This is a genomic window from Paenarthrobacter sp. NPDC091669 (genome assembly GCF_044756725.1).
Lineage (GTDB): Bacteria > Actinomycetota > Actinomycetes > Actinomycetales > Micrococcaceae > Arthrobacter > Arthrobacter bambusae_C.
This window is the reverse complement of the sequence record NZ_JBIVTK010000002.1, coordinates 263,086-281,151: the sequence shown is the minus strand read 5'-3', so window position 1 is coordinate 281,151 and position 18,066 is coordinate 263,086. Positions and strand designations below refer to the sequence as shown.

At 63.1% G+C, this 18,066-nt stretch carries 17 protein-coding genes; 9 read left to right on the top strand and 8 right to left on the bottom strand.

What is annotated here, in order from left to right:
- Positions 1–3: 3 nt before the first annotated feature.
- The 3 genes from ACIQLI_RS04230 to ACIQLI_RS04220 form a co-directional block, all read right to left on the bottom strand.
- Positions 4–1,173 (bottom strand): cystathionine gamma-synthase, encoded by a 1,170-nt coding sequence (locus ACIQLI_RS04230; RefSeq protein ID WP_400385364.1) that lies wholly within the window; start codon positions 1,171–1,173, stop codon positions 4–6.
- Between the two features lie 62 nt (positions 1,174–1,235).
- Entirely contained in the window at positions 1,236–2,621 is a 1,386-nt protein-coding gene (locus ACIQLI_RS04225) for a cystathionine beta-synthase (RefSeq protein WP_354230361.1), read from the bottom strand.
- Positions 2,622–2,671: 50 nt separating this feature from the next.
- A complete protein-coding gene (locus ACIQLI_RS04220) occupies positions 2,672–3,064 on the bottom strand; it encodes a VOC family protein (RefSeq protein WP_400385361.1) in 393 nt (130 codons plus the stop codon).
- A 292-nt stretch (positions 3,065–3,356) separates the two neighbouring features.
- On the opposite strand from ACIQLI_RS04220, the gene ACIQLI_RS04215 reads away from it, so the two are divergent.
- Positions 3,357–4,121, top strand: a complete 765-nt coding sequence (locus ACIQLI_RS04215; RefSeq protein ID WP_400385359.1) for a heparin lyase I family protein — start codon at positions 3,357–3,359, stop codon at positions 4,119–4,121.
- Positions 4,122–4,206: 85 nt separating this feature from the next.
- Here ACIQLI_RS04215 and ACIQLI_RS04210 read toward each other — a convergent pair whose 3' ends face one another.
- The gene (locus ACIQLI_RS04210) at positions 4,207–6,882 is read right to left on the bottom strand and encodes a polysaccharide lyase 8 family protein (RefSeq protein ID WP_400385357.1); all 2,676 of its coding nucleotides are present in this window, start codon (positions 6,880–6,882) and stop codon (positions 4,207–4,209) included.
- 181 nt (positions 6,883–7,063) lie between these two features.
- Between ACIQLI_RS04210 and ACIQLI_RS04205 the strand changes: the two genes are divergently transcribed.
- The 3 genes from ACIQLI_RS04205 (at position 7,064) to ACIQLI_RS04195 (ending at position 9,919) form a co-directional block, all read left to right on the top strand.
- Positions 7,064–8,035, top strand: coding sequence for a DNA-3-methyladenine glycosylase family protein (locus ACIQLI_RS04205; RefSeq protein ID WP_400385355.1), 972 nt, complete (start codon positions 7,064–7,066; stop codon positions 8,033–8,035).
- A 103-nt stretch (positions 8,036–8,138) separates the two neighbouring features.
- Positions 8,139–9,107 carry an ATP-binding cassette domain-containing protein gene (locus ACIQLI_RS04200; protein WP_400385353.1) on the top strand — a complete coding sequence of 323 codons (969 nt, stop codon included), beginning with the start codon at positions 8,139–8,141 and terminating at the stop codon, positions 9,105–9,107.
- Positions 9,107–9,919 carry an ABC transporter permease gene (locus ACIQLI_RS04195; RefSeq protein WP_354230354.1) on the top strand — a complete coding sequence of 271 codons (813 nt, stop codon included), beginning with the start codon at positions 9,107–9,109 and terminating at the stop codon, positions 9,917–9,919. The genes ACIQLI_RS04200 and ACIQLI_RS04195 overlap by 1 nt, the downstream gene beginning before the upstream one ends.
- Here ACIQLI_RS04195 and ACIQLI_RS04190 read toward each other — a convergent pair.
- Positions 9,916–11,592 (bottom strand): AMP-binding protein, encoded by a 1,677-nt coding sequence (locus tag ACIQLI_RS04190; RefSeq protein WP_400385351.1) that lies wholly within the window; start codon positions 11,590–11,592, stop codon positions 9,916–9,918. The genes ACIQLI_RS04195 and ACIQLI_RS04190 overlap by 4 nt on opposite strands.
- 83 nt (positions 11,593–11,675) lie before the next feature.
- Here ACIQLI_RS04190 and ACIQLI_RS04185 point away from each other — a divergent pair, with 83 nt between their 5' ends.
- Positions 11,676–11,954 (top strand): putative quinol monooxygenase, encoded by a 279-nt coding sequence (locus tag ACIQLI_RS04185; RefSeq protein ID WP_011775682.1) that lies wholly within the window; start codon positions 11,676–11,678, stop codon positions 11,952–11,954.
- 106 nt (positions 11,955–12,060) lie between these two features.
- Here ACIQLI_RS04185 and ACIQLI_RS04180 read toward each other — a convergent pair whose 3' ends face one another.
- Both ACIQLI_RS04180 and ACIQLI_RS04175 read right to left on the bottom strand, forming a co-directional pair.
- Complete coding sequence (locus ACIQLI_RS04180) at positions 12,061–12,438, bottom strand: co-chaperone YbbN (protein WP_089595875.1); 378 nt, start codon at positions 12,436–12,438, stop codon at positions 12,061–12,063.
- A 90-nt stretch (positions 12,439–12,528) separates the two neighbouring features.
- Positions 12,529–14,397, bottom strand: coding sequence for a GDSL-type esterase/lipase family protein (locus tag ACIQLI_RS04175; protein ID WP_400385347.1), 1,869 nt, complete (start codon positions 14,395–14,397; stop codon positions 12,529–12,531).
- 136 nt (positions 14,398–14,533) lie between these two features.
- On the opposite strand from ACIQLI_RS04175, the gene ACIQLI_RS04170 reads away from it, so the two are divergent.
- Genes ACIQLI_RS04170 through ACIQLI_RS04160 form a run of 3 tightly spaced genes read left to right on the top strand, consistent with a single transcriptional unit; the run spans position 14,534 to position 17,047 of the window.
- The gene (locus ACIQLI_RS04170; protein ID WP_400385345.1) at positions 14,534–15,211 is read left to right on the top strand and encodes a TetR family transcriptional regulator; all 678 of its coding nucleotides are present in this window, start codon (positions 14,534–14,536) and stop codon (positions 15,209–15,211) included.
- A complete protein-coding gene (locus ACIQLI_RS04165) occupies positions 15,208–16,254 on the top strand; it encodes an ABC transporter ATP-binding protein (RefSeq protein ID WP_400385343.1) in 1,047 nt (348 codons plus the stop codon). The genes ACIQLI_RS04170 and ACIQLI_RS04165 overlap by 4 nt, the downstream gene beginning before the upstream one ends.
- Positions 16,247–17,047 carry an ABC transporter permease subunit gene (locus ACIQLI_RS04160; RefSeq protein WP_400385340.1) on the top strand — a complete coding sequence of 267 codons (801 nt, stop codon included), beginning with the start codon at positions 16,247–16,249 and terminating at the stop codon, positions 17,045–17,047. The genes ACIQLI_RS04165 and ACIQLI_RS04160 overlap by 8 nt, the downstream gene beginning before the upstream one ends.
- Here ACIQLI_RS04160 and ACIQLI_RS04155 read toward each other — a convergent pair.
- Positions 17,044–17,589 (bottom strand): acyl-CoA thioesterase, encoded by a 546-nt coding sequence (locus ACIQLI_RS04155; RefSeq protein WP_400385338.1) that lies wholly within the window; start codon positions 17,587–17,589, stop codon positions 17,044–17,046. The genes ACIQLI_RS04160 and ACIQLI_RS04155 overlap by 4 nt on opposite strands.
- Positions 17,590–17,774: 185 nt before the next feature.
- Between ACIQLI_RS04155 and ACIQLI_RS04150 the strand changes: the two genes are divergently transcribed.
- Positions 17,775–17,990, top strand: a complete 216-nt coding sequence (locus ACIQLI_RS04150) for a hypothetical protein (protein ID WP_354230711.1) — start codon at positions 17,775–17,777, stop codon at positions 17,988–17,990.
- Positions 17,991–18,066 lie beyond the last annotated feature (76 nt).

Sequence of the window (18,066 nt, the reverse complement as noted above, 5' to 3'; positions counted from 1 at the left end):
GTGTCAGCCGTTGCTGATCTTGGCAAAGGCCTGCTCAAGGTCGGCGATCAGGTCCTCGGCTTCCTCGATACCGCAGGACAGGCGCAGGAGGTTGACAGGAACAGCCAGTTCTGTGCCCTTCACGGAGGCGTGGGTCATCTCCGATGGGTAGTTCATCAGGGACTCTATGCCGCCCAGGGATTCCGCCAGCGTGAACACCGAGGTGGATTCGGCAACTGTGCGTGCCGCTGCCTCGCCTCCCTTGAACTGCACGGAGACCATGCCGCCGAACTTCTTCATCTGCTTCGCTGCGAGCTGGTGCCCGGGGTGGTTCGGGAGGCCCGGGTAGAGCACTGCTTCCACCTCGGGACGCTGCAGCAGCCATTCAGCCACTGCCTGGCCGTTGTCGCTGTGACGGTCCATGCGAACGCCAAGTGTCTTCAGTCCGCGGGTGGTGAGGAAAGCATCCATGGGACCGGAAACCGCACCCACCGCGAACTGGATGAAGCCGATCTTCTCTGCCAGCTCATCGTCCTTGACCACAATGGCACCACCCACAACGTCGGAGTGGCCGCCGATGTACTTGGTGGTGGAGTGGACCACCACGTCAGCACCCAAGGCGAGCGGGGTCTGCAGGTAGGGAGACGCGAAGGTGTTGTCGACGACCAGGAGGGCACCGGCGTCGTGCGCTACAGCGGCGAGGGCCTCAATGTCGGTGATCTTCATCATTGGGTTGGAGGGCGTCTCCACCCAGACGATCCGGGTGTTGTTCGCGGCGACGGCTGCCGCCACGGCGTCGAGGTCCGACATGTCCACGGGGGTGTTGCCGATACCCCAGTCGCCCAGGACCCGGTTGATCAGGCGGTAGGTGCCACCGTAGGCGTCGTTACCCAGGACGATGTGGTCACCGGGGCGGGCGACCGCACGGATCAATGAGTCCTCGGCGGCCAAGCCGGAGCCGAAGGAAAAGGCTGCGGTACCACCTTCGAGGGCGGCCAGCTGCTCCTGGAGGGCGTCGCGGGTGGGGTTGCCGCCGCGGCCGTACTCGTACCCGGACCGCAGGTTGCCGATGCCGTCCTGGGCGTAGGTGGAGCTGAAGTGCAGCGGCGGCACCACAGCACCGGTCCGGGGTTCGAAGGCCTGTCCGGCGTGGACGGCGCGCGTGTTGAACCCGGCGTTGTTGGTGGCAGACATGGAAGCTCCTCTTGGGTCGTTGGACGATTGGATAGGCGTCGGGGTTGGACCGGCGCCGGCGCCTAGTTGCTCAGGTACGCCAGAAGGTCGTGGCGCGTCAGGATACCTACCGGGGCACCCACGAAGGTCACCATGACGGTATCGACGTCGGACAGCAGCTCGCGTGCGGCCGAGATGGTTTCCAGTGAGCCGATCACGGGCAGTCGCTCCCCCATGTGTTCGGAGATCTTGTCCGACAGCTTCGCTTCGCCACGGAACAATTTGCTGGTGAGGCTTCGCTCGTCCACGGCTCCCATGACCTCGCCCATGACAACGGGTGGTTCCTGTGAGAGGACCGGGATGTGGGAGACGCCGAATTCGTTCATGATGTTGATGACATCGCGGACGGTCTCGTTGGGGTGGATGTGGACCAGATCCGGCATCTCGCCCGTCTTGGATTTGAGGACCTCACCTACGGAGGACTCTTCACCGCCGGAGAGGAAGCCGTAAGAGCGCATCCACTGGTCGTTGAAGATCTTGGCCAGGTAGCCGCGGCCGGAATCCGGGAGGATCACCACCACTACAGCTGACTCATCCAGGTCCTTGGCAGCCTGCAGTGCAGCCACCACGGCCATACCGGACGAGCCACCCACCAGGAGGCCCTCTTCGCGGGCAAGGCGGCGGGTCATGGAGAACGAGTCGGCATCGGAGACGGCAAGGACGGCATCCGGAACGGAGGGGTCGTAGTTGCCGGGCCACATGTCCTCGCCCACACCCTCCACGAAGTAGGGCCGGCCGGTGCCGCCTGAGTACACCGAACCTTCCGGGTCCGCACCGATGATCTTGACCTGGCCGCCGTCGGACTCCGGACGGTCCGCGGAGACTTCCTTGAGGAAACGGCCGGTGCCGGTGATGGTGCCGCCGGTTCCGGCGCCGATGACCACGTGCGTGACCCGGCCGTCGGTGTCCTGCCAGATTTCCGGGCCCGTGGACTCGTAGTGGCTGCCGGGGGCGGCGGGGTTGGAGAACTGGTCCGGCTTGAAGGCGCCAGGGATCTCGCTGACCAGGCGGTCGGAAACGCCATAGTAGCTTTGCGGGCTGTCAGGGGGCACGGACGTTGGCGTGACCACTACTTCAGCGCCGTACGCCTGCAGGACGGCACGCTTGTCCTCGCCCACCTTGTCCGGCACAACAAAGATGCACTTGTAGCCCTTTTGCTGGGCTACCAGCGCCAATCCCACTCCGGTGTTGCCCGACGTCGGCTCAACGATGGTTCCGCCCGGCTGGAGCCGGCCGTCCTTTTCCGCGTCCTCGATCATCTTCACGGCGATCCGGTCCTTGATGGATCCGCCGGGATTAACGTATTCGAGCTTCACCAGGACGGTGGCTTTGATGCCCTCCGTGACGTGGTTGAGCTTGATGAGCGGCGTATTGCCGATGAGGTCCAACACGGACTGGGCGTACTTCATAGGTACAAAGTTACCGCCTGCCAGGTGCCGGGCTTGCTTCGGCCCCCTGGCTACGTGCCGGCGGAGGTGTCGGTCTGCCACACGCCCAGGACGTTGCCTTCGGTGTCCTTGAAGTAGGCGTACCAGCCCATGGTGGGGATGGCATCCTTGGCCTGGACCACGCTGCCACCGGCAGACTCCACCTGGGCCAGCGCTGCATCAATGTTGTCCACGTCGATGGTGAGCACAGGTGTCTTCAGCGCGTCCGTCCGCGGGAACAGTGCCCCGTTGATGGCTCCGGGCTCCTTCGGCGTGCCGGTCTGTTCGTCGGAGGGTGCCGTGATGGCAATGGTGTAATCCATCCCTTGCATGGGGCTGAGGTTCCAGCCGAAGGCGCTTTCATAGAAGGTGTTGGCACGGTCCTTGTCGTCCGTAGGAATCTCGAAATGCACTATTGCGGCCACGATTCGCGCTCCTTGTACCTGGGATGAGGCGCGGCCCACCCACGCCACATCAGGGAGTCTAGACCCGGGCGGCCGCCGTCGTAAGGGGCCACGTTGACTCTTCGAAAAGGTCCGTGTTGGTGCAATATCATCTGCACGCCTTAGTGTTGCGTCCGTCAATTCTCTTGCCGGCATACCGGGAGCTGTTCATTTATGTTTATCTTCTTCTTCCTGTGTATGCGCATTGATAAACAGAACGTGAATTTTCGAATGGATTCAGAGAGGTTTTATCAAAGCAAGGGAAAGGGCATTGATGATCAACACGACCCGAGCAGTCTCCGGACGCTCACATCAACGACGCTGGATGGCCACCTTGGTGCTTGCCGGAGTCTACTGCTTCACCATGGTTCCCCCGGCCAGCGCAGCTACAATCTGGGATGGTGATGCGTCACAAGGCACCGGGATCTTCCATGGGACGGAATGTGAATCCCCGGGGAGCCTGGACCTCGCCGACCAGACAGACGGGCACGGTACGGTTTTCAGGTTTACCAAGGGCACAACGGCCTGGCGGTGCGAAGGCAGGGGAATCAAGACCGGAGGCAGCGCCTACAGCTTTGACGAGAATTCCACATACTATTTGGGATGGGAGAGCAAGCTGGATAAAGTCGCCCTCCCGGATGGTGGTGACTTTGTGGTATTTCAATGGAAATCATATCCAAATGCCGACCAGAATTATCCACTGCTGATGACAGTTGCCAATGGCCGCGTCCGCCTCCATTACGTGGCTCCGGGTGGCATCTGGAACCAGATATGGTCAGCACCGGTCGCTGCCTTCGACTGGCACCGGTTTGCCCTTGGCATCCATACGTCCACTTCTGCCACGGATGGCTGGATAGAGTTGTGGTTCGACGGTGTTCAGCAGCAGTTCACCAACGGCCAGCAGCGCTTCGTTGGACGCACCTGGGACAGCGCCAACGAACCAAAATGGGGTGTGTACGATCGGGACAATGTCACTGATCAGATCATCAACCGGGTGGATAGCCTCCGTGTGGGCACCACGTTCGCCGACGTCGACTAAGCAACCGCGTACGGCCGCGACGCTCAGGGTTTCTTGAGCGTCGCGGCCGTTCTGTTTGGCTGTGCCGTGGGAAGCGGTTGATCCGTCAGGACGAGGTCTGAACAACCAGCCGCGATGCCAGGTCCGCGAGGTCTCTTACGGAAGCATCGGAATCATGATTTTGGACGAGCCAAGCATCCAACTCGTCCTGAAATGCCCGCAGCTCCAAGCGAGCAGACGCTAACCGATTGCTGTTCATTGCTCCCGCGAATCGACCAGCCTTTTTATGCAGTGAGGACGCCGTCGCAGGCTCAAAGTGGGCATCGGCTGCCCTGGCGGTCATGCTGGTGAGGTCGGAGGCTTTGGGTGGCTGCCAGTCGAGAACGGCGGAAACAGTGGCTCCCGCCAAGCCAGATACGTCCACCGTCACTATGGTGACCTCGCCCCTGATTGCAATAGAAGTGCCGGGATTGTCCTCCCCTGGGCGTATTCCCGGCACACCCAGGCGGATGTGAACCCTGCTCAAGGCTTGAGTGGGATCGCTGACGTGCACAGCGATCTGATGCGCGCTCTCTTCGACGGCGACGATGCAGGGTGCATCTGCAGCAACTATGGACGCAGCGCCGGCCTCAAAGAAGGCAGCGGAAAAGCGACCGGATCTCTCGTGCCGCACCGCTTGGACCGCCGGGGTGTTGGTCACGATCCTGGCGTCCGGCCGCGAGGAGTAGTTATTGGTTGCCTGCTGGTCAGCGTTTGGCAGCACGGCATAGGCATACGAGCTGGACGTGGCACCTTGACGGTGCTGCAGTGCCAAGGTTAGGTACTCGCCGGTTCGTACCTGGCTGGCGGTGGACCCGGTTACCGTCCCACTGATATCAGACAACCTGCCGCTCCGGTTTTCCCGCTTGGCCAGCACGTCTGGAGCATCCAGCAGCACATAACCCCCAACGCCCCCAATGTGCGCCCATTTCGCGCCGTTCACGGTTCGACTCTCACCTATCCTTGGTCCCGGCAAGCCATCAATGACCAAAGGCCCGCTACTGGTCGCGGTCACCCTCCGGTTCTCTACCGTTGTCTCTGCACTACGGCCTGGTGCAACAGAGATCCCCGCGCCCAAGCACAAGTAGGAATCGTCGAAGAAGAATCGTGAGAAGCGTCCGTGCATGCTTGAGGGTGCCTTGGCCTTCAGATCGATCGCCGCGGAGCCCCACGTTCCGGCCGAAAGCCCGCCCGCGTACAGGCTGGGGTTGTGGTATTCCGCACGCCAAGGTACGGGCATGGCGGCTCGCGGGACCGGGTCTACCGTCGTACCGGGGAGGCGGTAAGGATCCACAGTGCACCAATATCCGTCGTCGTACTGCTCCCGGTCCGACGTATAGAGGTAGGTGGCCGCATCCGAGGTATACCACCCTCGCAAATTCTCGTTGTTGCCGGTTTCGTAGTCTGCCATTCGGAGCGAGTGCATGGCGTACGCAACGGACCATTCCGCCCGGCGGTGCAGCACCCTGTCCATGGCCCCGAAGACATGCGTGAATTCAGGTGCTGGTCTGGCGGTGATTGCTGCGTTCCGGATAATGGCCAACGCTGCAGCCGATTCCCGCAGCCCCAGCCCCTCCGTTGGCTGCGTGCCGCGATAACCCAGTTCGGCCTTGATGACCGTTTCAAGATACCTTCGGGATTCGGAGCCCACGCTGGGCAGCAGGTTCAGCATCCCTCCGATAAACGCGACACCTGTTGACTGGTCACCGGCCACTGTGGCCAGCTGCCTGCCGCGGACCGTGTCCATCACCAGCCCGCGCCACAGCCACGGTTCAAACGAGTCCTTGAACCATCCCTGCACGATGCTGATATCGGGACTCCAGGATGTTCCGGTGGTGCGCGCCGCGATGGCGGTGATGGAGCTCAGGAGTGAAGCGCCGTAGCCGCCGACGTATGGGAACTGGCCATGCTGAATGAAGGAACCATCAGGATAGAACCCGTCGTTGCTGAAGAAGGCCGCTTCATCCTTGTCTCCGTTGACAAGGCCAACGGGACCCCCATATGGCTTGGCATTGGCAAGCACCGGTGCCAGATTGTCCTTGGCGGACGCGAGCTCGGCGGCGTCTCCAGCCAAAATTGCCCGTCCGGAGAAGGAATCACAGTACAAAACACGATTGGCAGCAGCGGCCTGCGTACCTGCCTGGGGAATTGAGGGAGTGAACACCCGCTCCGCGGCGACGACGGTCCGCACCAGGGCAGGATCGATTGCCGGGTAGGTCAAAACCACTGTGTCGTTGAGTGCTTGGGGGAGGGACACATCCCAGTCGTACCAATTCCCAAACCGGACCCCGGAGGTGGAGAATACGTCGCGAGTCAACCACGCGACTCCGTCGGCAACCATCTGAAGGGCAGTGCCGGCGTCGGGCCCGAGGCTTCCCGCTGCCCAAGCGAGGGCGATCGAACGTAACCGCCGGGCAGTAGTGCTTACGCGGGCTGAATCGGCGTTGGTTTGACGGGCACTGAGCGGCAGGTCCGCCCAGAGGCCCGTTCGCATGGGCGTCGTGACATAACCGGCCATTGCCGAGCGGGCCGCGACCGCCATCGCATCCAACTTCGCGGCAATGACAGGGTCTGCAAGGTCAAGGTTTTCGCCGACGAGGTAGTGCACCCATTGTTGTCGCGATGCAGCGAACGCTTCAGCAGTGGCGGCCCGTGCCGGGGAAAGCGTGCTGAAGTGGATCGAAGCCAAGGCGCCGGCCAGAAAGGTAGATTTCAGCACGGTGCGACGATTGACGCTCATCATGACGTGTTCCTCTCGTAAACTACGGCAGCAGTCAACGACGGACCGTACCGAACGGATTTCCCGATGCTAGGGACACGCGGGCGCGTTGAGGAACGAAGGGAACAAAAGTGAACAGATACGGAATCAGATGGCGCGTGTTCTGGACACTGACCTCCGCCTCCGGACGTGGGACCATGAAAACATGACCATCGCAGACGCCCCGACTGTTGTTGCGGCCGCGGCAGACGCAGCCGTCAGGTGGCATCCGGGCGGTTCCTTCCGCTTGGACCAGACCATGTTTCCGCTGATGCGCGGCAACGCCGATCCGTCGTTCGCCACGCACTCCAACGGTTTCTGGATGGCCTTCACCGCAGTTTCGGGTCCGGTCACGGTGAGGCTTTCCGCAGGCGGTGCGGGCCCTGATTCGTTTGTGGACGCGCAGGCTTGGGGACCCGGGGCCCAGGACGCGATCGCTGGAGTGCCGCGTTTGCTGGGTGCCCATGACGACTGGTCGGCCTTCGACGAGCCCGCTTTCCATGCCACGCTCCCGCGGCAAGTCACAGAAGCACGACGCCGGAACCTGGCTCTGCGGCTGCCCTCCACCGGACGCGTGGTTGACTCCCTGGTGCCCACCATTTTGGAGCAAAAGGTAACCACCTTGGAGGCACGTCGCGGGTACCGGTATTTGATGTACCGCTACGGAACACCAGCCCCGGGCAGGGCCCCGGCAGGGCTGCTGGTTCCTCCCACCACCAGGGAATGGCTGGCCGTCCCGTCATGGGAGTGGCACAAAGCCGGGGTTGGACCACAGCGCTCGGCGACGGTGATGCGGGCGCTGCAGTCCGCCGTCGCGCTTGAACGTCTGGCCGGCCTGGACTCAGCGCAGGCGAGCGCCAGGATGCAGACCATCCCTGGGATCGGCATCTGGACGGCGTCCGAGGTGGTCCAACGGACACACGGCTGCCCCGACTCGATTTCCGTGGGCGACTACCACCTGGCCTCGTATGTGGGCTACGCCCTGACAGGCCGGAAGACGGATGACGCAGGCATGCTGGAACTGTTGGAACCATGGCGCGGGCAGAGGCAGCGGCTGGTCAGGATGCTCTATTTGAGTGGCTTCCGCAAACCCACGTTCGGTCCACGGATGACCGTTCAGGATCACCGCCGCCACTGACTTTTCATTGCGGACGGGAGCTGTCCGCAGAGCCGTGGACTGACCGAAGGCACGGGTATAGCGTGACGTCTACGAGCCATCACCAGCCCTCCTTGGAGCCACCGTGATCCACACCAAAAAACTCACCAAGACGTTCACCGTGAAGAAGGAAACCGTAGAGGCCGTCAAGGGCGTGGACATTGACGTCGGGCCGGGAGAACTGGTCGCGTTCCTTGGTCCCAACGGAGCCGGCAAATCCACCACGTTGCGTATGCTCACCACCTTGCTGAAGCCAACTTCCGGGTCAGCCACCGTGGCCGGCGTGGACGTCGCGAAGGACCCCGCCGGCGTTCGGGCGCGGATCGGCTACATCGGCCAGGGCAACGGAGGCGGCCACAGCTACCGCGTGATCGACGAACTCATCATGCAGGGCCGCTTCTACGGCATGAACACCACCGACGCCAAGGCACGCGCCGAAACCCTCATGGCCTCCCTGGACCTGGCCGACCTCGCCAAACGAACGGTCATCAAGCTCTCGGGCGGCCAACGCCGCCGCATGGACGTGGCGTTGCGATTGATGCATTCACCGGGTTTGCTGTTCCTCGATGAACCGTCCACCGGAATGGACCCACAGAACCGCGCCAATCTGTGGGAGCACATCATGCGGATGCGCGAGGAACACGGGACCACCATCGTGCTCACCACGCATTACATGGACGAGGCCGATTCGATGTCCGAGCGCGTGATCGTGATCGACCACGGCACCATCATCGCGGACGATACCGCTTCCCGGCTCAAGGCGAACCTGGCCGGAGACCTGATGGCCGTGGAAGTTGCGGCCGGTTCCGCGTCAGAAGTCCGGGGCCTGTTGGGCCGGGCCGCCGCCGAGGGCGACATCCAGGAAAATGCGTACGACGGCGTGGTCCGCTTCCGTCTTCGGCTGGCCCACGGTTCCCGGCTGGCGCCCGGGTTGTTGAAGGACATGCACGACGCCGGCGCTCCCGCCCAGTCGCTGGAATTGAAGCCGCCGACGCTGGACGACGTTTTCCTGGAACTCACTGGCCGCAGCCTGCGGGAAGGAGCTGAAGTCTGATGATTGAACAGGCCGTGGCGCCTGGAGTTGCCGTGCAAAAACGAGGCGCCGGAAGCGTTGTGACGGACACCTGGTTCGTGTTCTGGCGGGAGATGCTGCTGCCACTGCGGGATCCGTTCTCGCTGATTTTCTCCCTCATTCAACCGCTCGTGTTCTTGGGTCTCTTCGGTCCGCTCCTGGGTGCGGCGGTGGGCGCCCCGGCTTTCGGCGGCCAGTCCACCCTCCAGTGGTTCCTGCCGGGCGTGGTGGTGATGATCGCCCTGTTCGGTACCTCCATGACCGGCTCCAACCTGCAGTATGAGCTGATGACCGGCTCTTATGAACGGATCCTGGCCACGCCGTTGTCCCGGTCCTCGCTCATGATCGGCCGGGCCCTGAAGGAGTGGGCTCCCTTGGTGGTGCAGGGCCTGCTGATCTCCGTGGTGTGCATTCCGTTCGGCTTCGTGTTCCATCCCTTGCATGTGCTGCTGGGGTTGGTGATCCTGGGCATTTTCGGCATCGGACTCGGCGCGTTGTCCTACGCTTTGGCCCTGGTATCGCAGAACAAGGAATGGATCTTCTGGGGCGTCCAGCAAACCCTGCTGTTCCCGCTCATGATCCTGTCCGGGATCATGCTGCCAATTGAGGCGGGTCCGGAGTGGATGAAGGTGGCCAGCCTGTTCAATCCCTTGACCTACCTCGTCAACGCCGAACGCGAACTCTTCTCCGGGACCGTTGGTGTGGATACGTTCTGGGGTCTCGTGGCCGCTGTGGTGACTGCCGGCGTCGGACTGGCCGTGGGAATCCGGACCATCAGCCGGAATACCAACTAGGCCTGCAGGCGGGACACCGCTTCCTGCCGCATGTCCACCTTCCGGACTTTGCCGGAAACCGTCATGGGGAAGCTGTCGCGTACATCCACATAGCGGGGAATCTTGTAGTGTGCCAGCTTCCCACGGCAGTACTCCGCCAAGTCCCCGGCGGTCAGTGCCGCAGCACCGGGTTTGAGGATGATGCAGGCCATGAGTTCCTCACCGTACTTGTCATCCGGAACGCCGATCACCTGCACGTCCTGGATGGAGGGATGCAGGTACAGGAATTCCTCGATTTCACGCGGGTAGATGTTCTCGCCACCGCGGATCACCATGTCCTTGATGCGGCCTTCGATCACCACGTAACCGTCCGCATCCATGCGGGCGAGGTCGCCGGTGTGCATCCATCCTTCGGCGTCGATCGCTTCCGCCGTCTTGTCCGGCTGCCCCCAATAGCCGCTCATCACCGCGTAGCCCCGGGTGCACAGCTCGCCGATCACGCCCCGCTCCACCACCTCTCCCGAGCCGGGGTCCACGACGCGGCTCTCCAGGTGCGGCATGGTCCGTCCCACCGTGCTGGTCCGGTGTTCAAGGGTGTCCCCGGCACGGGTCATGGTGGACACAGGCGAGGTCTCAGTCATGCCATAGCAAATGGCGACGTCCACCATGTGCATCTCTTCGATGACCCTGCGCATCACTTCCATGGGACACAGCGAGCCGGCCATCACGCCTGTCCGCAGCGTCGAAAGATCGTAGGAGCCGAAGTCCTCCAAAGCCAGTTCGGCAATGAACATGGTGGGCACCCCGTACAGCGACGTCCCGCCGAAGTCCTGCACCGCTTCCAACGCCGCCGAAGGATTGAAGCCGCGACTGGGGATGATGGTGGCCGCACCGAAACTGAGAGCATTCAGGTTCCCGATCACCATGCCGAAGCAATGGTAGAACGGCACCGGAATCACTACGCGGTCGCGTTCGGTGTAGTTCAGGAGCCGGCCGATGGAGTGTCCGTTGTTGAGGATGTTGTGGTGTGTCAGCGTCGCACCCTTGGGAAAGCCCGTGGTGCCCGAGGTGTACTGCAGGTTGATGGCGTCGTGCGGGTCAAGTTCGGCCATCCGGTCCTGAACCGCTGAAGGCCCGACGCCGTCAGCCCGGGTCAGGAGTTGGACGTACGTCAGTTCGTGGTTGGCTTCAGGTTGGCCCCCTGCCAGCTCCTGCTCAAGGTTTCCCGGGAGGAAGACGATTTCCCGGAGTTCCGGACAGCTTCCGGCCGCATCCCTTGCCATGCCCACATAGTCGCTGTACTTGTCCGAAGGTGCGGCTACCAGCATCCGCATGCCATTCTGCCGCACCACGAATTCCAGCTCGTGGCTCCTGTAGGCAGGGTTGACGTTGACCAGGACCGCACCGACCTTGGCCGTTGCGTACTGCAGGATGGTCCATTCGGCGCAGTTGGGGCTCCAAATACCGATCCGCTCCCCCTTGGCCACCCCTAAAGCGAGCAACGCGCGGGCGAGGCGGTTGACGTCGTCGTTCAGTTTTTCGTAGCTCCAGCGGCGGGCATCACCGCCGGGCGTCGCAGCCGCTTCAATCAGGGCGTCCCGCAAGGGAAATTGTGCGGCGATGCGCTCAAAATGAGCGCCGATGGTCTCTTCGAGCAGCGGGACATCAGTGTCTCCGGCAGTGTAGGACAACATGACGGAACGCTACCAAGGGACGGGGCGCAACAGAACCGTAACCACCTCCAGTGGGGCCGTGTCCTGCCGGTAGGGTTGGATCCATGAGTGCACCCATTGACCTGCAGGCCACGTTCATCCCCAACGAGGGCGAATTCTTCCGCGTGAAGCTCGCCTTGGAAATCGCCATCGACGAGGTCGTGAACGAGCCCGGCTGCATCCGCTATGAACTGACCGAAGCCACTGAGGAAAAGCTCGTCCTCACGGAGCGCTGGGAATCCGAGGAACTCCTCGAGAAGCATTCCAAGGGCATCGCTGTCCAGGACCTGAACGAGTCCCTCAGCGCCCTGCTGGCTGAGCCCGTCAAGCTTGAACGGCTCTGATCGCCGCAATACTGCGGGAACGCCTTAAAGCCCCGAGGTCGCCGGAAATTTCCGGCGACCTCGGTGCGTTTCCGGCGGTTTCGATACGTCAAACCGCCGCTTGGTCTTAGTTTTCCTGGGCCTCGGCACGCGCTTTGGCAACGTGCGCGTGGACTTCTTCCATGTCCAGACCCTTCACGGCTTCAATGACCTGCTCAAGCTGCTGGCCGTTGAGGGCGCCGGGCTGCGAGAAGACCAGGACTTTTTCGCGGAAAGCCATGAGCGTGGGGATGGACGTAATCCCGGCTTCGGCGGCCAGCTGCTGCTCGGCTTCGGTATCCACCTTCGCGAAAACGACGTCGGCGTGCTTGTCCGAAGCTGCCCCGTACGTGGGCGCAAACTGGCGGCACGGGCCGCACCAGGCAGCCCAGAAATCCACCAGGACAATGTCGTTGTCCTCGATGGTCGATGCGAACTGTTCTCCAGTGATGTCAACTGTAGCCATGGTTCCACGGTACGCGACCCTGCCCGCTAAGTCCCGTGGGGGGTCGCCCTGTTCGCTTCCCGCGTTACCGGGAATAAAGCACGGTTCCCCCTACTTGCCCAACACGTACTTCAGTGCGGACGCGTAGAGCGGCGCCACCTTGTTGTGGCCGGTCTGGTTCATGTGGGTGTCGTCGAGGTAGTTTCCGGCGGCTCCCGCAATGGTCGCCGTACCGGCCAGGGAAATCCGCGGCCACCCGCGAAGTGCAGCTTCGCGGGTCACAAGGCCATCCACCCACCGGCGTTGGGCGTGGTTGGAGTCATACCGTGACAGCACGCCATTGATCAGGATGGTGCTGCGGGGGTACTTGCGCCGAAGTTCGTCCCACAGCCGGTTGGCTTGGGACAGGATGGCTGCATCCGTGGCGCCGATCCTGGCATCGTTGCCGCCCAGTGTCACCACCACCAGCCCGGGGTTGCCCTGCGGCAGGAGGATCCGGTCCTGCGCCAGCGCATCAGTCGCGGAGCCACCCCCGACGGCGGGACTTCCGGAAACGTAGCCGAGCCCACCGATGCTGCGGACTACTTGGCGCGGGTACCCGGCTCCGCGGGCACCTTGCTCGCCCCAGGAATCCAGGTCCAGTTGCGAGTCACCCAGGAAAACCACAGTGGATGCGTCGACAGCCTCGGCCGAGTAGAGCTCCTCCGTAGCGTCGTTCCAGATGGTTTCCAGCTTTTGGAAGGCCACATGGGTTCCCCTGCCGTCCGTCCAGGTATCGCGGACGGGCCAACCGAACTCGCCGGGGTTGGCGGACCACACTTTATAGGTGGGGTGTCCAACGATCCGCGCACCGGTGGCGGGTCCCCACACCAGCCAGCCGTTGACGAACTGCTGCACGAGTCCGCCGGCGCGTGGAAGCTTGTCCGTGAGCGGGAGTCCCAATTGTCCGGCCGCTCCGCCCAGCGCGTTGTAGCGGTTGTGGACATCACCGTGGGTGGTGGAATGTGCCCCCGTCGCCGCGGACCAGTAGACCGTGCCGCCCTGGAAGAGCTGGTAGACAAAGGCGTTTTGCCGGACTTCCTCACCCACCGGATAACCGAGGGCCCCATTTTGGCCTCCAGTGGAGGACCAGTAGCTCCGGATGGCACCGGTCAATGCCCGCGCACCGGTGGCCGGTGACCACATGATGGTTCCGCGCTGGTACTGCTGGGATGATCCGCCATTCTTCAGGCCCAGGGATTCATCCGTGGCGGGGTACCCTAGTTCACCTTCTTCCATCCCGGCTTTCCGCCATCGTTCGCGGATGGCGCCCATGGACGGATGCGCTCCGGTGGCCGGCGACCACACCACAAAGCCTCGTTCAAAAGCCTGCCAGGCGCCGCCGTCGCGCAGTCCCGTACTTTCCCCGGTGACCGGGTAGCCGAGGTAACCGGCTTCGAGGCCGGCACGGCTCCAGGCCAGATGGATGGATCCGCTGGTCCGCTGCGCACCCGTTCCCGGCGAGTACGTGATCGCGCCCCGTTCATACGTCTGCTTGGACCCTCCGTTGCGCAGCCCAGTGGTGGTATCGGTCTTTGGATAGCCGTGAAACCCGGAAGGGCCACCCGCAGCCCACCAGGACGTACGGACCGGCCCGTTGACCACCACACGCGCTCCTGTGCGTGCGGACCAGGCGATGTCGCCGCCGGCAAACCGCTGCACGCAACCGCTGGTGTTCCCACTGCCGGAACATTCCTCGGCATTGGTGGGGCGGAGCAGCACGCTTCGTGCCCACGCGCTGGTGTTGTAGAGGTTGCCGATCGCACCTGTGAGGGGCGGCGTCGTGGTCTGCGACTGGACGGACAACGGGACGGAAGCCTGCGCAGGGAGTGCCGCACCCAGCGCGCCAGGAACCAGCAGCGCCATGGCTGCCGCGCCCAGCAACCAAGCCCGCACCGGCCCCACAGCCGTCTTGTTAAAGCCCACTTCGCCAACCCCCACCTGCCGCCCCATCAATATCACTGAGGCAAGTATCTGCGACGCCGGCATACTGAACACCGGCGACCCAGCCAATGGTGTCACATCGTTATGACGCAGCCACTTGATCGGCATTGAACAGGTGTTTAGTGTTTGAAACATGCGTTCAAGCGCAGAGGATCTCACCACCCGGGCCCGCATCCGCGATGCCGCCATCGGACTGTTCGGCCGCGATGGATTCGCCCGCGCCACGGTCCGGGCAGTCGCCTCACTGGCCGGGGTCAGCCCGGGCCTGGTCATCCACCATTTCGGCAGCAAGGAAGGCCTTCGCGCCGCCTGCGACCAGCATGTCCTCTCCCAAACAGCCAGCCAGGGCCGCGAAAAGACCAACCCCGGATCAACACGCCAACTGATCCAGGACTACCTCAACAATCCGGAGCAATACGCCCAGGAGATCGCCTACATCCGTCAATCACTGGGTGACGAATCCGACGCCGGCGATGCCTTCTTTGATGCTGTCGTCAGGCAGACAGAGGACATCATCAACGCCGGCATTGCGGCAGGAACCATCCGGAAGTTCGACGACGTCCGGTCCACCGCCGTCGTGATTGCTTCCAACTGCTTGTCCATCCTCATGCTGGGCAGGCACCTCTCGAGGACGCTGGGCGAAGTCACTGCGGAACCCCACGGAATCGGACCCGGGTTGCTGCGGCAACTAACACTGCCTGCCCTGGAGATCTATACCCACGGCTTCTATACGGACACGCGGTTCCTTGACGCGGCCCGCGACGCTTTGCAGCAAGACACCATCAACCACGGAAGGGAGTATGCCCCGTGACCCAGGCAATCGTCGTCGAGGGGTTGCGCAAGAAGTTCGGACACCGCGAGGTCCTGCACGGACTGGATTTTGCGGTGGAAGCCGGGACGGTGTTCGGCGTCATCGGGCCCAACGGCGCCGGCAAGACCACCACCATGCGCTGCCTGCTGGACATCATCCGGCCCAGCGCGGGTTCCATCTCGGTGCTCGGACAACATCCCCGCAGCGCGGGCACGTCCCTCCGCCGCAGGATCGGCTACCTCCCCGGTGAGCTGCACTTGGAGAACCGCACCACCGGCCGCCGCACTCTGGAGCATTTTGCGGCCATCAGCGGCCCCGTGGACCCTCATCACGTCAACGACCTCGCTGACCGCCTGAACCTGGATCTGGACCGCCAAACCCGGAAACTCTCCAAAGGGAACAAACAGAAGCTGGGGTTGCTGCAGGCCTTCATGCACCAACCCGAGCTCCTGGTGTTGGACGAACCAACCAGCGGCCTTGATCCCTTGGTCCAGCAGGTTTTTCATGCCATGGTCCGCGAGGCAGTGGCCGCAGGCGCCACAGTGTTCCTCAGTTCCCACGTCCTCAGTGAGGTGCAACAAGCAGCCGACGCCGTCGCCATCCTCCGCGACGGCGAAATCGTCACCGTGTCCACAGTGGAGGCCCTGAGGATGGCGGCCGTCCGGCAGCTTCGGTTCAACAGCACCGGTACCGCAGCGAACGACGTCGGGGCGCTGCTGGCCCGGGTGCCGGGCGTCGCCAACGTCGCGGTGCGGGAGCTCCCTGCCGACGGCCACGCCGCCGGGACAGTGGTGGCTACGGCAACGCTTTCCGGACACGTCCAGCTCCTGGTCCAGGAGTTGGCGCGACTGAACCTGACGGACCTCGTCCTTGAAGAACCTGACCTCGAAGAGGCCGTGCTGACCTTGTACACCGGAGGCGCTGACGCCGAACCCGCTGCTGATACGAGCGCTGGCGGTTCGGCGGGCACTGCCGGTTCGGCGGCTTCCGCCGGCAACGCGGCCGCCTCTCCCCGTCGTACGGAAGGAGCGCACCGTGCCTAGGATCCTGCCCCTCTTCACCAAGGCCCTGACCGACTCCTGGCGCTCCACAGTGGCTTGGGCGCTGGGCCTGACGGCGGCGTGCATGCTGTACCTGCCGCTCTACCCCTCGATCGGCGGCAGCGCGCAGATGCAGGACCTGATCAACGCGCTTCCCGCCGAGATGACCAAAGCCCTGAATTACGATCAGATCGCGTCCGGCCCCGGCTACACCCAAGCCACCATGTTCGGCCTGATTGGTTTTCTGCTGATGTCCATGGCCTCCATCGGCTGGGGTGCGGCAGCAGTGGGAGGAGACGAAGAATCAGGGCTGTTGGAGCTGACTCTCGCCCACAGCGTGACCCGCGTGCAGGTGGTCCTGGAACGCGCCCTCGCCATCCTGGTTCGGATCGTGTTCCTTTCCATCCTCGTCTTCTTGATGGTGCTGGGCCTGAATAGGCCTGCGCAACTGGGCATCGACGTCGGACATCTCGCCGGAGCGGTGCTGCTGTTCGCCGCCCTTGCCCTTCTCAGCGGTACAGCGGCCCTCTGCGCGGGAGCAATGACCGGCCGGAAGATATACGCGGTTGCCGCGGGGGCCGCCGTCGCTGTCCTCGGGTATGTCTTCAACGCTGTGGGGAGACAGAGTCCCGACGTCGAGTGGTTGCTGAATCTTTCGCCCTATCACTGGGCGTATGGCAACTCCCCTGTGGCCAATGGCGCCGACTGGGGAGCTGTCGCCGGCCTCTTCGCCATCTCGGCAGCCCTTATTGCCCTCGGTGCCGTGGCGCTGCGACACCGTGATGTGGGTGTCTAGCTCCAGACGTGCGGGGCGGGGCGCCGCGCTCCGGGCAGCGCGTTGTTCTCGCGCCACTCGTGGATCCACTCGGGCAACTCAAGGTCCGCTGGAGGCGCACCGAACTCCGCAATGATTTCTTCCTGGGTGACGGGTTTGCCCTTGGCCACCAGTCGCGTGGCAATGTGCGCACGGGCGTAGATTTCACCGTCCACCACCATCCGCTGTTCAAAGTAGATGGCCTTGGTATCCAGGCCGATGATGCGGGTCTCAATGGTGTAGCGCTGCCACAATTGCAGGGACTTGCGGAAAGCAATGGTTTCGCCGGCGGCCACCGGACTCCACCCCTTCTTGCGCATCTTGGCCCAAATGCCACTGCGGACCATGAGGTCGAAGCGGCCGAGGTCCATCAGCGAAAAGTACATGCCGTTGTTGACGTGCAGGGCAATGTCGATGTCCGTCGGCAGCACTTTCAAGGGCAGGGAGGACTCCTCCCAGACACCCAGCGGCGAGCGTTTGGAGGAGGTGAACAGCAGCATGAGAGTGCGAAGAAGCAGATGCATGCCCACAATGTTACCCGCGGGTAACTTCCTGCAAAAGCCCGAGGACCGCATGATGGACAGGCCGTTAGTCCATGACCTGCTCTATGTCCAACGTTTGCACCAACGTTTACCGCTGGTTCATCAAAGCCATGCAGAATATCTGAAACTCATCTGATGAATGACCATACAAGGGGGACCCTTTGAGCATGCTGCAAACCACCAGGCCACAGGGCCAAGTCTGGCCCGAACTTTCACGCCACCAGAACGTTGTCCTCCAGGACGCCCGCGGCAACCGCATCGAGGGAACCATCGACGGAATGACGGAGGACCGCAGCACGCTGTGGATCCAGCTCAAGGGCGGCCTCGGCAGGCAGCTGATCCACCACCTCGACGGCTACTGGCTGGAGACACCCGCCGCCTGAAGCCTCCGGTGCAGGCCCTCCTGTGCAGGCCCCTTCTTTGAGTCCCGTCCGGGCCGGGCGCCTGCGGTGGCTAGTA

Excerpts from the sequence above, each read along its gene's own strand:
- ACIQLI_RS04150 (WP_354230711.1), top strand. The coding sequence starts at position 17,775 with ATGCTGCAAACCACCAGGCCACAGGGCCAAGTCTGGCCCGAACTTTCA.
- ACIQLI_RS04155 (WP_400385338.1), bottom strand. The coding sequence starts at position 17,589 with ATGCATCTGCTTCTTCGCACTCTCATGCTGCTGTTCACCTCCTCCAAA.
- ACIQLI_RS04195 (WP_354230354.1), top strand. The coding sequence starts at position 9,107 with ATGATTGAACAGGCCGTGGCGCCTGGAGTTGCCGTGCAAAAACGAGGC.
- ACIQLI_RS04215 (WP_400385359.1), top strand. The coding sequence starts at position 3,357 with ATGATCAACACGACCCGAGCAGTCTCCGGACGCTCACATCAACGACGC.
- ACIQLI_RS04180 (WP_089595875.1), bottom strand. The coding sequence starts at position 12,438 with ATGGCTACAGTTGACATCACTGGAGAACAGTTCGCATCGACCATCGAG.
- ACIQLI_RS04225 (WP_354230361.1), bottom strand. The coding sequence starts at position 2,621 with ATGAAGTACGCCCAGTCCGTGTTGGACCTCATCGGCAATACGCCGCTC.
- ACIQLI_RS04190 (WP_400385351.1), bottom strand. The coding sequence starts at position 11,592 with ATGTTGTCCTACACTGCCGGAGACACTGATGTCCCGCTGCTCGAAGAG.
- ACIQLI_RS04210 (WP_400385357.1), bottom strand. The coding sequence starts at position 6,882 with ATGATGAGCGTCAATCGTCGCACCGTGCTGAAATCTACCTTTCTGGCC.
- ACIQLI_RS04185 (WP_011775682.1), top strand. The coding sequence starts at position 11,676 with ATGAGTGCACCCATTGACCTGCAGGCCACGTTCATCCCCAACGAGGGC.
- ACIQLI_RS04170 (WP_400385345.1), top strand. The coding sequence starts at position 14,534 with ATGCGTTCAAGCGCAGAGGATCTCACCACCCGGGCCCGCATCCGCGAT.
- ACIQLI_RS04205 (WP_400385355.1), top strand. The coding sequence starts at position 7,064 with ATGACCATCGCAGACGCCCCGACTGTTGTTGCGGCCGCGGCAGACGCA.
- ACIQLI_RS04230 (WP_400385364.1), bottom strand. The coding sequence starts at position 1,173 with ATGTCTGCCACCAACAACGCCGGGTTCAACACGCGCGCCGTCCACGCC.